12 protein-coding genes are annotated in these 14,664 nt (G+C 63.5%); 9 read left to right on the top strand and 3 right to left on the bottom strand.

What is annotated here, in order from left to right:
* Positions 1–84: 84 nt before the first annotated feature.
* Positions 85–1,185, top strand: coding sequence for a J domain-containing protein (locus NG898_RS06390; protein ID WP_252691546.1), 1,101 nt, complete (start codon positions 85–87; stop codon positions 1,183–1,185).
* 84 nt (positions 1,186–1,269) lie between these two features.
* Here the strand turns inward: NG898_RS06390 and NG898_RS06385 are convergent, their stop codons facing one another.
* Positions 1,270–2,343 (bottom strand): porin, encoded by a 1,074-nt coding sequence (locus NG898_RS06385; RefSeq protein ID WP_252691545.1) that lies wholly within the window; start codon positions 2,341–2,343, stop codon positions 1,270–1,272.
* A gap of 207 nt (positions 2,344–2,550) precedes the next feature.
* Here NG898_RS06385 and NG898_RS06380 point away from each other — a divergent pair, with 207 nt between their 5' ends.
* From NG898_RS06380 to NG898_RS06355, 6 genes are all read left to right on the top strand, one after another.
* Positions 2,551–3,243, top strand: coding sequence for a response regulator (locus NG898_RS06380; protein WP_252691544.1), 693 nt, complete (start codon positions 2,551–2,553; stop codon positions 3,241–3,243).
* The gene (locus NG898_RS06375) at positions 3,240–4,658 is read left to right on the top strand and encodes a sensor histidine kinase (RefSeq protein WP_252691543.1); all 1,419 of its coding nucleotides are present in this window, start codon (positions 3,240–3,242) and stop codon (positions 4,656–4,658) included. The genes NG898_RS06380 and NG898_RS06375 overlap by 4 nt, the downstream gene beginning before the upstream one ends.
* A gap of 521 nt (positions 4,659–5,179) precedes the next feature.
* A complete protein-coding gene (locus tag NG898_RS06370; protein WP_252691542.1) occupies positions 5,180–6,268 on the top strand; it encodes an ABC transporter ATP-binding protein in 1,089 nt (362 codons plus the stop codon).
* Between the two features lie 71 nt (positions 6,269–6,339).
* Positions 6,340–7,380, top strand: a complete 1,041-nt coding sequence (locus NG898_RS06365) for an ABC transporter substrate-binding protein (RefSeq protein ID WP_045206297.1) — start codon at positions 6,340–6,342, stop codon at positions 7,378–7,380.
* Positions 7,381–7,483: 103 nt separating this feature from the next.
* Entirely contained in the window at positions 7,484–8,752 is a 1,269-nt protein-coding gene (locus NG898_RS06360; protein WP_252691541.1) for an ABC transporter permease, read from the top strand.
* A 15-nt stretch (positions 8,753–8,767) separates the two neighbouring features.
* On the top strand, positions 8,768–9,604 hold the full coding sequence (locus tag NG898_RS06355) for an ABC transporter permease (protein ID WP_252691540.1): 837 nt from the start codon (positions 8,768–8,770) through the stop codon (positions 9,602–9,604).
* A 950-nt stretch (positions 9,605–10,554) separates the two neighbouring features.
* Here NG898_RS06355 and NG898_RS06350 read toward each other — a convergent pair.
* The gene (locus tag NG898_RS06350; protein WP_252691539.1) at positions 10,555–11,319 is read right to left on the bottom strand and encodes an SDR family NAD(P)-dependent oxidoreductase; all 765 of its coding nucleotides are present in this window, start codon (positions 11,317–11,319) and stop codon (positions 10,555–10,557) included.
* Positions 11,320–11,450: 131 nt separating this feature from the next.
* On the opposite strand from NG898_RS06350, the gene NG898_RS06345 reads away from it, so the two are divergent.
* Together NG898_RS06345 and NG898_RS06340 are read left to right on the top strand one after the other, a co-directional pair.
* On the top strand, positions 11,451–12,377 hold the full coding sequence (locus NG898_RS06345) for a LysR family transcriptional regulator (protein ID WP_252691538.1): 927 nt from the start codon (positions 11,451–11,453) through the stop codon (positions 12,375–12,377).
* 69 nt (positions 12,378–12,446) lie between these two features.
* Entirely contained in the window at positions 12,447–13,685 is a 1,239-nt protein-coding gene (locus NG898_RS06340; protein ID WP_252691537.1) for a serine hydrolase domain-containing protein, read from the top strand.
* Between the two features lie 9 nt (positions 13,686–13,694).
* Here NG898_RS06340 and NG898_RS06335 read toward each other — a convergent pair whose 3' ends face one another.
* The gene (locus tag NG898_RS06335; protein ID WP_252691536.1) at positions 13,695–14,588 is read right to left on the bottom strand and encodes a transporter substrate-binding domain-containing protein; all 894 of its coding nucleotides are present in this window, start codon (positions 14,586–14,588) and stop codon (positions 13,695–13,697) included.
* Positions 14,589–14,664: the final 76 nt, after the last annotated feature.

Raw genomic sequence — 14,664 nt, 5'->3', positions numbered from 1 at the left:
CGTCACCCCGACGCTCAGGGCCGTCACCGCCGCCACATCACACAGACCGGGCTCCCTTAGCGGAGCCCGCGACATTTCCGCTCCATGACCAAGGCACACCGCCCAGCCATCAGCATTACGCCCAATCAGCACGCGGATGACTCGCCAACGCTGTCGAAGGGCCAGAAAGCATTCAACGCGCTGATCAAGCAAATTGAGAATCGGCGTAAGCGGCTGGCCGACTGGGAGGCGGCCACCGTTCAGTTCCAGCGCCGATATGCCAGCGAGTTCCTGCCGCTGGAACGAACCCGCGCCGAGCTGCAGATCCGCCTTGTGCGCAGCCTCGACCAGGTCTATGAGCACGACGGCTTTACCAAAGCCGAGCGCCGCAAGATATCCGCGCTCATCGTCGATCTGGCGCGCGATCTGATTGATGAAGACGCCAGCCTCAAGGCGCTCTACAACAAATACAGCGGCACAGACTTCGACCGCGAAGTCGCACTGCAAGCCGCAGAGATGAAGTCGCGGCTGGAAGCAGCGCTCGGGGTCGACCTGGGCGACGACACGGATGACCATTCAGAGGAAGCGCTGCTGCAACGCGCCCGCGCGCACATCGAGCAACGGGCCGAGAAAAAGGCTGCCGCCGCGAGCAAGCGTGAAGCGCGCCGGGCCGCCCGGCAGAAATCTCCCAAGCAACTTGCCGCAGAAGCACGGGAAGAAGACGAACAGGCGAAGATCAGCCTGTCCATCCGCGAGGTCTATCGCAAGCTCGCCAGCGCCCTGCACCCTGACCGAGAGAGCGATCCGCAGGAGCGAGAGCGGAAGACACGCCTCATGCAGCGAGTCAACGAGGCGTACGACAAGAACAACCTGCTGCAACTGCTGGAGTTGCAGCTTGAGCTTGAACACATCGATCAACGCTCAATCAACCACATCAGCGAAGCGCGGCTGACGCATTACAACCAGATCCTGAAAGACCAGGTGCGCGAGCTCGACCGGCAAATCCATCGTGTCGAGACGACGTTTCGGTACACGTACGGGTATCAGCAGTTCGGGGCACTGCCGCCGGACGCCGTCTTGCAAAAGCTCGATATCGACATCGCTGCGCTCCGCCACCATGTCCGCAACATCGAGCAGGACCTTGCCGCCTTCGACGATTTCAAAGACGTGCGGCGGATGCTGAAATCCCGCCCGGCACTCGACTGATGGCCTGCTGAACAGCGCGCCGATCCAACAAAACGGGCACCCGAAGATGCCCGTGTTCTTTACAGCGATCGGTCGACCGGCCGATCAGAAGCGGTGTTGCAAGCCCATCGTCACGCCAACCTGGTTGCTGGCGTAGCCGATCACGTCGCGCGACAGGCTTACGTTCTGGCCGTTCTTGGCCTTGGCATAACCGGCAGACAGGTACGCCGTGGTGCGCTTGGACAGTGCGTACTGGCCGCGCACAGAGAACAGGATCGGATCGGCATCCGTACCATCCTTGATGTTCTGCTTGTACACCGCGCCGTACAGCGTGAAGGCCGGCGTCACGTCGTAGCTTGCGCCCGCCCAATACATATCGCTGCGCAGGCTGGCGGTGGCCGTGGTGAACGCGCGCTTGTAGTTGCGATAGCCCGCAAACAGCTTCAGTGCGCCGAAGTCGTAGCTGGCACCGGCGTGAATGCCCTGGATGTAATCGGTCGTATCTGCCGGCGTGGTGCTCGTGCCTGCGCCGTTCTGGCGATCCCACGTGACGGCTGCCGAGAAGCCGCCCACGCTGTAGCCGACGCCCAGGTCGTACTTGGAGCTGCTCTTGAAGTTGCCGGCTGCCTCGCCAAAGCCCACGGTGGCACCCAGCTTCAGGCCACCAAAGGTGCCGTCATAGCGCACGGCGTTGGAAGCGCGCGAGAACAGGCCATCCTTGCGGTCGCCCGTGGCCGTGGACGACGTCGCCCACGAGTAGTTCGGCGCGTAGCCCATCGGGTCGTACGGCAGCATGAAGTCGTACGTGGTGGTGAACGTGCGGCCTGCCACCACTTGCCCGAACCCGCCTGCCAGGCCGACCACGGCGCGGCGGTCGAACAGCGTGTTGTCGGTGTCGAGCTTGCCGGTGTCGATGGCGATGCCGCTTTCCAGGTTGAACACGGCCTTCAGGCCGCCGCCCAGGTCTTCGGTGCCGCGCATGCCCCAGCGCGACGTGTTCTTGCCGCCCGAGACGAGGCGCGTGGCGCTGCCGCCGTTCGGGCCGGCGTGGTTCACATACTCGATACCCGAATCCATGATCCCGTACAGGGTCACGTTGGAGGATTGAGCGGCGGCAGTACCGGCCGTGGTGGCGGTGGCAAGCGCAACCACTGCCAGCGCCATCGAAGTCTTGTTCATCAGGTCTCCCTTATTCGTTGTCCTTGCGCAAGAGCCCCAGTCACAGGGGCTTTGGGCGGGACGGATCGTATGAGGGGCGCACTTTCAGTTCACTTTCGATTGACGGGAAATTGGCGCAGTGTGTCGCGACGTTCTCGGGGGTTTCCCTAGCTTCAAAACATGCGGCGATGTCTGTATCCCTCTGCGGCTGATTGAGAGACGTCCGATATGCGCATCCTGTTGGTGGAAGACAACCTGAAGCTGGCCAGCACGCTGGAAGAAGCCCTGGGCCAGGCCGGCTTCACCGTCGATTGCGTGCATGACGGCCACGCAGCCGACTTGCTGCTCACCACGCAGGACTACGCGCTCGCCATTCTCGACATTGGCCTGCCGCGCCTGGACGGACTGGAAGTGCTGCGCCGCCTGCGCGCCCGCAAGAACCCGCTGCCGGTGATGATCCTGACTGCACATGGCGCCGTGGAAGAGCGCGTGCGCGGCCTGAACCTGGGGGCTGACGATTACCTTGCGAAACCGTTCGACCTGACCGAAGTCGAAGCCCGCGCCCGAGCGCTTATCCGGCGCAGCCACGGCCACGAGAGCACGCAGCTGCAATGCGGCCCGCTGCTCTACGACGGCATCAGCGGCGCCTTCACGCTTCATGGCGAACTGCTCGCCCTCACCGGCCGCGAGCGCGCCGTGCTGGAAGTGCTGATGCTGCGCGATGGCCGCGCCGTCAACAAAGCCGCCATCTCGGAAAAAATCTTCAGCATCAACGAATCCGTCAATGCCGATGCCATCGAGATCTACGTGCATCGCCTGCGCAAGAAACTCGACGGCAGCGGCGTGGCCATCGTCATGCTGCGCGGGCTCGGGTATCTGCTGGAAGCCACGCCCGGCACGCCGGAGAACACAGGCCGATGAGCCCGCTTACCCTGCGCCGGCAGCTTTCGTTCTGGCTGCTGCTACCGCTGATGGGGCTGCTTGCGCTCGACGCCTGGCTCACGTATGCGCGGGCCATGACGGCTGCAAACGCCGCGTTCGACCGTACGCTCGAAGCGTCGCTCAAAGCCATGCGCGAGGGCGTACGCCTGCGCAACAAGCAGTTCGCCATTGATCTGCCCTATCTCGCACTGGACATTCTCGAATCGGAAACGGGCAGCAGCATCTTCTACCGGATTGTCGATACCGGCGGCAGCACGCTCACCGGCTACGACGATTTGCCCATGCCTGGCGGACGGCGCCCCGCGCCGTATCGCACTGTCTTCTACGACACGCTGTTTCGCGGCATGCAAGTGCGCATGGCCGCGCAGCCGCTGCCGGTGCGCGACGCACAGTCGGCCGAGACGCAGATCATCTGGCTGCTGGTGGGTGAAACGCTGGAGCCGCGCGAAGCGCTGGCGCACGAGATTCTGGCCGGCTCATTGCAGCAGGAGGTGCTGCTGGTGGTGCTGGCGGTGGGCATCGTCTGGCTAGGTGTGCGGCGCGGCTTGCGACCGCTGCGCCAACTGAGCGAAACCGTTGCCGGCCGCGGCACCGATGAGCTTGCCCCGCTTCCGCAGCAGGGCTTGCCGGCAGAAGTCGCTCCGCTGGTCGAGGCCATCAATCAGTATGTGGCGCGCCTGCTGCGCATGGTGCAAGCCCGCAAGCGCTTCTTTGCCGATGCCGCACATCAATTGAAGACCCCGCTGGCCGTGATCCAGGCGCAATCCGAACTCGCCCTGCGCGAGCCAGATGGAGAACGCATCCGCCGCCATCTTGAGCCCTTGCACGGCACCGTGCGCCAGGCCGCGCGAGGCGTGCAGCAACTGCTGTCGCTCTCCCGCCTGGAGACCGACAGCGGCTATGCCCCGCAACTCCAGCCGCTACGCCTCGACACACTGGCCAGCGATGTCGCGCTGGAACTGGCGCCCGTCGCGCGCAAATCCGGCGTCGATCTCGGCTTTGAAGGCGAACCCGTCACGGTGGCGAGCGAGCCGCAATGGCTGCAAGAGCTGATCAGCAACCTGCTCGACAACGCCATCCTCTACGCCGGAAACGGCGCGCGCGTCACGCTGCGGGTCAAGCGTCAGGCGATGGCGATGTTCGGTGAGCAAGCCGTGCTGCAAGTGGAAGACGATGGCCCCGGCATTGCCGTGCCGGAGCGTGATGCAGTCTTCGGCCGCTTCTATCGCGGTGCGGCGTCGGAGGGCCACGAGGGCAGCGGTCTGGGTCTGGCGATCGTTCGCGAGATCGCTCGCCTGCATGGCGGCACGGTCGCGCTGTCGGAAACGCCCGGTGGAGGGCTGACCGTAAGCGTCTACCTGGCGTTGGCATTGGCTGAAGAGCCGGCCGCCTGAACGCAGGTTGCTGCACGACAACATTGTCTTCGCACGGCTCGCTCACTTCCCCCAACGCCGTGCACCGTTTGCGTGACGCCGCGGCGCACCATTTCCACGCACCGTGACCGGCTCGCGGTTTCGCCGAAATTGGTTCCATCCGCGCTCTGTTATGCCCGCCGCATATGGGCTGGCATACGACCTAAACTCAAACACGTCGCCATCACCGCACGATTGACCGCCGAGCTTGCTCGGGCAAGGCATCCGGGGTTTTCCCTATTGTGGTGCCACAGGCCTGCACGCCCAGGGCTCGTGCCTGCGGGGCTGTCAAAAATGGCTCCATCAAATAACCAGGATTGGGTCCACTTTGCAGAACAATGAGCCGCTATAGTCCATCAACAATTCGTCACAACACGGCATGTTGACCGACCCGAACGGATCGGAGAACGGCAGGACGGGCGGCACCAGCGTAAGCCAGCGAATGCCACCTGCAGCCGACAGCGCTCAGGCCCGATGACCGACATGGTATGGAGGAAGCAGCAATGAAGACCGACGACGTGATCGTCAGCTTTCGCGGTGTACGTAAGACGTATGACGGCGAGACCCTCGTGGTCAAGCATCTGGACCTGGACATCTACCAGGGTGAGTTCCTGACCCTGCTCGGCCCCTCCGGCTCGGGCAAGACCACGTGCCTGATGATGCTGGCCGGGTTCGAATTCCCGACCGGCGGTGAGATCCGCCTCGAAGGCGCCCTGCTCAACAACGTGCCGCCGCACAAGCGCAACATCGGCATGGTGTTCCAGAACTACGCGCTGTTTCCGCACCTGACGGTGGCGCAGAACGTGGAATACCCGCTGACGGTGCGCAAGATCTCCGCCAGCGAGCGTGCAGACCGCGTGCACAAGGCCCTGCAGATGGTCCGCATGGAAGGCTTTGCCAAGCGCTACCCGGCGCAGCTCTCGGGCGGCCAGCAGCAGCGCATTGCACTGGCGCGCGCGCTGGTGTTCGAGCCCAAGCTCGTGCTGATGGACGAACCGCTGGGCGCACTCGACAAGCAACTGCGTGAGCACATGCAGTACGAGCTGAAATCCCTGCACGAAAAGCTCGGTGTGACGTTTGTCTACGTGACGCACGACCAGGGCGAGGCACTCACCATGTCCGACCGCGTGGCCGTGTTCGACAAGGGCATCGTGCAGCAGCTCGACACGGTGGACAGCCTCTACGAACGCCCCTGCAACGAGTTCGTCGCCAACTTCATTGGCGACAGCAACACGCTGCGCGGCACCGTCACCCGCGTCGAAGGCGACTACTGCGAACTGCAGCTCAACGACGGCGCCCGCATCATGGGCCGCAATATCGCCGGCGCCAATGTGGGGGCCACCGCCACCGGCTGCATCCGGCCCGAGCGCATGCGCCTGGCCGAGGGCGCCTCCGCTGCCGGCAATGCGTTGCAGGGCCAGACACGCGGCCTCGTCTACTTTGGCGACCACGTGCGCATGCGCTGCGCCCTGCCCGATCAGCCCGAATGTTTCGTGAAGGTGCCGCTGGGCACGCGCGCGCTCGAAGGCTTCGCGCCGGGCGCACCGATCCAGCTTGAGTTCGCACCGGAACACCTGCGCGTTTTTGCATGACGCACGCGGGCAGCCCTGCCCGCATGCCACGACCACACGTTGTACCCACACGCCAATAAGAGGAGCCAGGAATGAAACACATCGCAAAGACGCGTTTGAGCATGCTTGCCGGCGCGTTCGCCATTGCATTCGGCGCGCACGCTGCGGAAATCACCGTCGTCAACTTCGGCGGCGCCAACGGTGACGCGCAGAAGGCCGCCTTCAACAAGCCGTTCGAGGCACAGACCGGCAACAAGGTCACCGTGGTCGAGTACAACGGCGAGCAGGCCAAGATCAAGGCCATGGTCGAAGCCAAGCACGTCAACTGGGACGTGGTGGAAGTCGAATCGGGCGACATCGGCCGCGGCTGCGATGAAGGCCTGTTCGAGAAGCTCGACTGGAGCAAGATCGCCAAGAAGACCGATCTGATCCCCGAATCGCCGAGCACCTGCGGCGTGGGCTTCTTCGTGTGGTCGACCGCGATGGCGTACAACGCCGACAAGCTCAAGACCGCCCCCACCGGCTGGGCCGATTTCTGGGACGTGAAGAAATTCCCTGGCAAGCGCGGCATGCGCAAGGGTGCCCGCGGCAATCTGGAATTCGCATTGATGGCCGACGGCGTGCCCGTCAAGGACGTCTACAAGGTGCTGGCCACCAAGGACGGCCAGAACCGCGCGTTCAAGAAGCTCGACCAGCTCAAGGCGAACATCCAGTGGTGGGAAGCTGGCGCGCAGCCGCCGCAGTTCCTGGTGGCGGGTGACGTGGTGATGTCCACCGCGTTCAATGGCCGCATCGACGCCGCCCAGCGCGAAGGCAAGAACCTGAAGGTGGTCTGGAACGGCAGCATCTACGACCTGGACTACTGGGCCATCCCCAAGGGCACGCCCAACAAGGCGCTGGCCGAGCAGTACATCGCCTACACGCTGTCGCAGAAGCCGCAGCAGGAGTACGCCAAGCACATCGCGTATGGCCCGGCCAACGTAGCGGCCATCAAGGCGCTGGACGCGAAGACTCAGGCCAACATGCCGAACTCGCCGGAGAACGCCAAGAACGCCGTGCTGCAGAACCTGCAGTTCTGGACCGACCACGGTGACGAGCTGGAACAGCGCTTCGCCTCGTGGGCGTCGAAGTAACCGCATAGCGGTGTAACGCAGTGCCCGCGCGGATGCCGTCGCCCTATGGCAAGGCATCCGCCGGACGAATTCCCGTAGCGATGGCGAGGCAGCATTGAACACCATGACGATCGCGGCTGAATCGGTTCCTGATTCGACGGCCAAACTCAAACGCGAATTGAAGAGCGCTGAGGCGCGCAGGCGTGCCATGGCGCTGGCGCTGGTGGCGCCGCTCGCCATCTTCCTGCTGCTCATCTTTGTCGTGCCGATCGGCGCCCTGCTCACGCGCGCCGTGCAGAACCCCGAGGTGGCCGATGCGCTGCCCAAGACGGGCATCGCCCTGAAAGACTGGGACCGCAAGAGCCCGCCGGCCGACGCCGCCTATGCCGCGCTTGCCGCAGACCTCACGATCGTGAGCGAAGGTGAAGCGATGGGCGCACTGGCCCGCCGCCTCAACACTGAAATTCCAGGCTTCCGCTCGCTGGTCGCCAAGACGGCGCGCGCCATGCCGCTGGCCGATGACAACGGCAAGCCATTCGCGCTGACGCCCGGCCAGACCCGTGCCAAGCTCCTCGAGGTCGACGAGCGCTGGGGCGATGTCACGTACTGGCAGGCCATCGCCAAGAACAGCAGCCGCACGTCGCCGTTCTACCTGCTGGCCGCGCTGGACCACCGGCAAGATGCCTTCGGCCATATCGAAGCAACCGACCCCGACGAGCAGATCTACGTGACGGTGTTCATCCGCACGTTCGTCATCAGCGCGATGGTCACCTTGTTCGCACTGCTGCTCGGCTATCCGCTGTCGTACTGGATCGCCTCGCTGCCGGAGCGCCGTGCCAATCTGGTCATGGTGATGGTGCTGATCCCGTTCTGGACGTCCATCCTCGTGCGCGTGGCGGCGTGGATCGTGCTGCTGCAGACCGAAGGCCTCATCAACCACGGCCTGATGGACCTCGGCATCATCAAGGAGCCGCTTGCGCTGCTGTTCAACCGCGTGGGTGTGTACATCTCGATGACGCACATCCTGCTGCCGTTCATGATCCTGCCGCTGTACAGCGTGATGAAGTCGATCCCGCCCACGTACCAGCGCGCGGCGGTGTCGCTGGGCAGCCATCCGTTTGCCGCGTTCTGGCGCGTGTATGTGCCGCAGACGTATCCGGGCATCGGCGCCGGTGCGCTGCTGGTGTTCATCCTTGCACTCGGTTACTACATCACCCCCGCGCTGCTGGGCGGCCCGAACGATCAGATGGTCAGCTACTACGTGGCCTACTTCACCAACGTCACCATCAACTGGGGCATGGCCTGCGCGCTGGGCGCCTTGCTCCTGCTGGCCACACTCGTGCTGTACGCGGTGTACGGCCGCTTTACGCGGCCCAAGGTTCGTGTCGGCTAACGGAGAACATCGACCATGAAACTCGCCAAACCGATGTTTGCCCCGCACACCTCGCTCATTGAACGCATCTGGTACTTCTCGCTGCGCGGCCTGGCCGTGCTGACGCTGCTGTACCTCGTGCTGCCGGTGCTGGTGATCGTGCCGCTGTCGTTCTCGTCGAGCACGTTCCTCTCGTACCCAATTCCGAGCTACTCGCTGCGCTGGTATCAGAACCTCGTCACGTCGGATGAATGGCGTATGGCCGCCAAGAACAGCTTCATCGTTGCGCCTGCAGCCACGATCGTGGCAACGGTGCTGGGCACGCTGGCCGCCATCGGGCTGAACAAGGCGGACTTCCGCGGCAAGGGCCTGCTCATGGCCGTGCTGGTGTCCCCGATGATCGTGCCCGTGGTGGTCGTAGGCGTGGGCATGTACCTGTTCTTCGCGCCGCTGGGCCTGGCCAACACGTATATCGGGCTGATCCTCGCGCATGCGGCGCTGGGGGTGCCGTTTGTGGTGACGACGGTGCTGGCGACGCTGCAGGGCTTCAATCACAACCTCGTGCGGGCGAGCCTGTCGCTGGGTGCCAACCCGGTCATGACGTTCTTCCGCATCACCCTGCCCGTCATTGCACCGGGCGTGATTTCGGGGGCGCTGTTTGCCTTTGCTACGTCGTTTGATGAGGTGGTGGTGACGCTCTTCCTGGCGGGGGCGGATCAGGTCACGCTGCCGCGTCAGATGTTCACGGGTATTCGCGAGAACATCTCGCCGACGATTGCGGCGCTGGCGACGATCTTGATTGTGTTCTCGACGTGTCTGCTGCTGACGTTTGAGTGGTTGCGGGGGCGGGCTGCGGCTAAGGCGGTGGCGTAAAGGTTTTTGGGTTTGGTTGTTTGGGCTTTTGGGTTGGGTTGTTTCTTGCGGTCCATCCCTTGTTTCATCCCCTGCCGGGGCTGACTCACTTTCTTTGTCTTGCCAAAGAAAGTAAGCAAAGAAAGGCGCGCCCGATGCGGCGAAAGATTCCTTGAATTTATGTCGCAAGGAGGGGAAGGGAAAAACTCGCTGCGCTCAAACAGTTTCCCTTCCTTTTTCCTCCTTGCAACAGAAATTCAAGGCGCCGCATAGGGCAGGGAAAGGCCAAACCATCAAGCACCAGCGCAGCAGAAACCAGCAACACAACGCGAAGCAAAGCGAGCAACAACAGCAAAAATAAGTGCCACCTAGGCCGGCACACCGTCGGTGTGGCCTTTGACTTTCCTGCCCTTGATGGCGCCTTGGATTTTTGTAAGCGGACGGAAAAAAGACGGGGAACTGTCTGAGCGCAGCGAGTTTTCCCCGTCTCCGCCCGGTTACAAAAATCCAAGGGGAAGTCGCCATCTCGGGCGCGCCTTTCTTTGCTTACTTTCTTTGGCAAGACAAAGAAAGTGAGTCGCCCCCGGCAGGGGGTGAAACAGGCGATGAACCGCCGCGTCAAGCATCAAGCCCCCAAGCTCCCAATTCCGAACTCAACACGCGGAGCTTTTTGCGCGGCGCCCCGAGCTCAGAGCTCGACGGATGGAGCTCAGAGCTCGACGGACGGAGCTCAGAGCTCGACGAATGGAGCTCGGAGCTCGGCGAATGAAGCTCGGAGCTCGGCGAATGAAGCTCGGAGCTCGGCGAATGGAGCTCGGAGCTCGGCGAATGGAGCTCGGAGCTCGGCGAATGGAGCTCGGAGCTCGGCGAATGGAGCTCAGAGCTCGACGCATGGAGCTCGGAGCTCGACGAATGGGGTTCAGAACTCCACAGTTGGCGTTCTGAACCCCATGCGCGGGGAGGCGCGCCGCTTACAGGAACATCCCGCCCGATGCCTCAATGCGCTGGGCGTTGATCCAGCGGTTATCCGGCGACAGCAGCGAGGCCACCACGCCGCCGATGTCGTCCGGCACACCAGCGCGCCCCAGCGCCGTATTGGAAGCCACCATCGCATTCAGATTGGCGTTGTCGCGCACTGCACCGCCGCCAAAGTCCGTCTCGATTGCGCCCGGCGCCACCACGTTCACGGCAATGCCGCGCGGCCCGAGTTCCTTCGCCAGATAGCGCGTCAGCACCTCCACCGCGCCCTTCATCGCCGCATACGTGCCGTAGCCCGGCAGCGCAAAGCGCGCCAGCCCCGACGAGATATTCACGATGCGTCCACCGTCCGCCATGAGCGGCAGCAGGATCTGCGTGAGGAAGAACACGCCTTTGAAGTGCACGTTCATCAGTTCGTCGAACTGGGCTTCGGTGGTTTCAGCCACTGCGGCATGCACGCCAACGCCAGCGTTGTTGACCAGGAAGTCGAAGCGCTCGGCCTTCCACTGCGCCAGCACACCGCGCACGGCATCAGCAAAGGCGGGGAACGTGGCGATCTTGCCGGCGTCGAGCTGCAAGGCGGCGACGCGGCGGCCCTGGGCAGTCAGTTCCGCGACGAGGGCATCGGCTTCAGCACGGTTGCTGCGGTACGTAAAGATGACGTCGGTGCCGCGCTGGGCCAGCTTCTGCACCATGTTCTTGCCAAGGCCGCGGCTGCCGCCGGTGACGATCGCGATGGGGGTGTGGGTCTGCATCATGTTTGCTCTCCGGTTGGGTTTGGGATGGGTGTCGAACACCGTGAGAGCATGGTATTGGGCGATAAATAAAGAATAAATCTCGCTTATCCTATCGCTGTGTTTGCCCACAAATAACAATCCATCCGCCCGCTATGTCCACCAACCGACTCGAAGCCATGCAGATTTTTGTGCGCGTGGCTGAACTTGCCAGCTTCACGCGTGCGGCAGAAGCGCTGAGCATTCCCAAGCCGGCCGCCTCGGTGGCGGTGCAGCAGTTGGAAACGATGCTCGGCACGCGGCTGCTGCACCGGACCACCCGCAAGGTACAGCTCACGCAAGACGGCCAGACCTTTTACGAGCGCTGCCAGGACCTGCTGGCCGACATGGACGAGCTGCAGACGATGTTCCGCCAGAGCCCGCAGGCGCTGCGCGGCCGGTTGCGCGTCGACATGCCCGTCGGGGTCGCGCGCCGCATCGTCATCCCCGCCCTGCCCGCGCTGCTCGATGCGCACCCCGAGCTGGAAATCGAACTCTCCAGCACCGACCGCCGCGTCGACCCAGTGCGCGAAGGTTTCGACTGCGTTCTGCGCATCGGCACCCTGACCGACAGCAGCCTCATCGCACGCCCGCTCGGCCAGTTGCATCAGGTCAACTGCGCCAGCCCCAGTTACATCGCGCGCTATGGCATGCCGAAAACGCTCGACGACCTCGACCACCATCGCATCGTGCATTACGTGCAGACGCTTGGAACGAAGTCGCCCGGGTGGGAATACACCGTGGATGGCCGCTCCGCGTTCCGGCCGATGAAAGGCGCGGTGACGGTCAGCTCGGCCGAGAGCTACGACGCTGCGTGCCGCGCGGGGCTGGGGATGATCCAGGCACCGGTGTACGCGGGGCTGTCGTCCGCGATTGCGGACGGCACGCTCGTCGAGGTGATGCCCGATTTTCGGCCACCGCCGATGCCGGTGTCGCTGGTGTATCCGAACCGGCGAAACCTGCCGGTTCGGGTACAGGTCTTTATGAACTGGATGAGCGAGTTGCTGGGGCCGTATCTGGAACCACTGGCATCGAATTCGTAGGCGCTGCGCCATGCGGCCGGTGTAGTCTCACGGCTTGCCGCCGCCAGCAACTTCACCCCTGCCCCGGTCATGAAAGCTCTCAGACATTGCGCAACGTTCGCGCTGCTCGCTTGCAGCGTCGCCGTCGCCTCTCCCGATGAAGATCGACTCGGCAAGGCGCAAGGCTATCCGCTTGCGCCAAGCGCGGCGCGCATCCACGAGGCGCCGTACATCGTGGGGGCCTTCAGCGGCATGGACCGCATCTCGCCGTCTTGCGAACTGGCGCCGGCCGACAAACCGGTGCAGCTCAAGATCGCAGAAAAAGAGGCGGATGTCCGGTATCGCTTCCGCAACCATGACTACACGCTGGCCGACTACATGGAGCATCAGCGCGCGACCGCTGTGCTGATCGTTCAGGACGGCATCATCCTGGCTGAGCATTACGGCTACGACCGCACGCAAGACATGCGCATGCTGTCCAACTCGATGGCCAAGACGCTGGTTGCACTGGCAATCGGCAAGGCGCTGGAGGACGGAAGCCTGCGCTCGCTGGATGACCGTGTGGACCAATACGTGCCCGAGCTCGCAGGCACGCTGTACGGTGGAACGCGCATCGTCGATCTGCTGCGCATGGCCTCCGGTGCGAAGTACGTCGAGGACTACACCCCGACCGACGACCGGGCACGCTTCCTCAAGACGGCAGCCAAACAAGGCGTGCTCGCGGCAGCGGCCCAAGTCAACGAGCGCACCGACGCACCGGGCACGCGCTTCAACTATGCAGGCGCGCAAACCGAAGTGTTGGCGCTCGTGCTGCGGGCGGCGACGCACCGCAGCCTGTGCGACTTCGTTGACAACAAGCTATGGAAGCCGATGGGCGCCGAGGGCAAGGCGACCTACCTCGTGCGCCAATCCGACGGATCGGCGTTTGCACAAGGCGGCTTCAATGCGACGGCGCGGGACTACGCGCGCCTCGGGTCCATGCTGGCCAACGATGGCGTGGTGCAAGGCCAGCAAGTCGTGCCGCGCGCGTTCCTGCTCGACATGACCGACGCATCGCACCAGCCCGACGCGTTTCGCCCGGGGCAGATGACGTATCACGGCAGCCGCTACTACGGTTACGGCTTCCAGGTCTGGCTTCTGCCAGGACAAGCGCGGCGGTTCGTGCTGCTCGGCATCCACGGACAGGCAATCTACGTGGACCCGCAATCCAGGCTCACCATGGTCCATCTTGCAGTGGGCCAGGACGCGGCCGGCGATGCGAGCGGCGCGCACCTGGGCGCAGAGCGCGAGGCGCTGTGGCGTGGTGTCATCGAACAGTTTGGTCGATAGCGAGTGCGCTCATAGCGCCGGCTTATCGCTGCGCTTTTTCAGATTGGCGCGCAGCGCATCGCTCATCGGCATGTCGAGGTTTGCACCGGCCGGCGGGATGGGCGACTCGAACCATTTCTTGTATAGCGCGGTGAACTCGCCGGATTTCATGAGGCGTTTGATGGTGGCATCGACGAGCCGCTTGAAGGCGGGGTCGTCCTTGCGGACCATGCAGGCATACGGCTCGACCTGCAGGGTTTCCGCCACGACTTCGAGCGCCGCCGGATTCGCGGAGTTGGCGCGCAGGCCATACAGCAGCACGTCATCGAGCGCCAATGCCGATGCACGGCCAGTTTCGACCAGCTTCAGCCCGTCTGCATAGTCCTTGCCGGCGATGATCTGGACGTCGATGTTGTGGTCGACGGCAAATTTCTTGAGCACCTTTTCGTTCGTGCTGCCGGCTGTGCTGGCGACGGTCTTGTTCGCCAAGTCCGTGTAGTTCTTGATGCCCGAATCGCGCTTGGTCAACAGGCGCGTTCCTGCGTAGAAGAAGTTGACGGAGAAGGCCACCTCCTTGCCGCGCGCGCTGGTGTTGGTCGTCGATCCGCATTCGAGGTCGTAGGTGCCGTTGACGAGCAACGGAATCCGATTCGTGCCGGTAACGGGAATCGCGTCGACCTGCAGAGACGGCTTCTTCAGCCGGGCACGCACATCGTCGACGATGGCTTGCGTCAGGTCGACGGAAAACCCGACCGCCTTGTTCGGGGCCAGCAAGTAGCTGAACGGAACCGCCGCTTCGCGATAACCCACCGTGATCTTGTCTGCCGCAGCGATCTTTTCCAGCGTCTGCGCCTGGATGCCCTGCGCAGTTACCGTCAGGCCCGCCACGACGAGCGTGGAAGCGAGTGTGCGTATCGTGTTCATGTGCGTCTCCGTGGATGCGTCCCGCGCTCTGCTACAGCCCCTCTCTACGGAATCTAGACGCCATGCCATTCTTGCC

Source organism: Ralstonia mojiangensis (assembly GCF_023955645.1).
GTDB classification, from domain to species: Bacteria; Pseudomonadota; Gammaproteobacteria; order Burkholderiales; family Burkholderiaceae; genus Ralstonia; species Ralstonia mojiangensis.
This window is presented reverse-complemented; position numbering and strand designations above follow the sequence as displayed.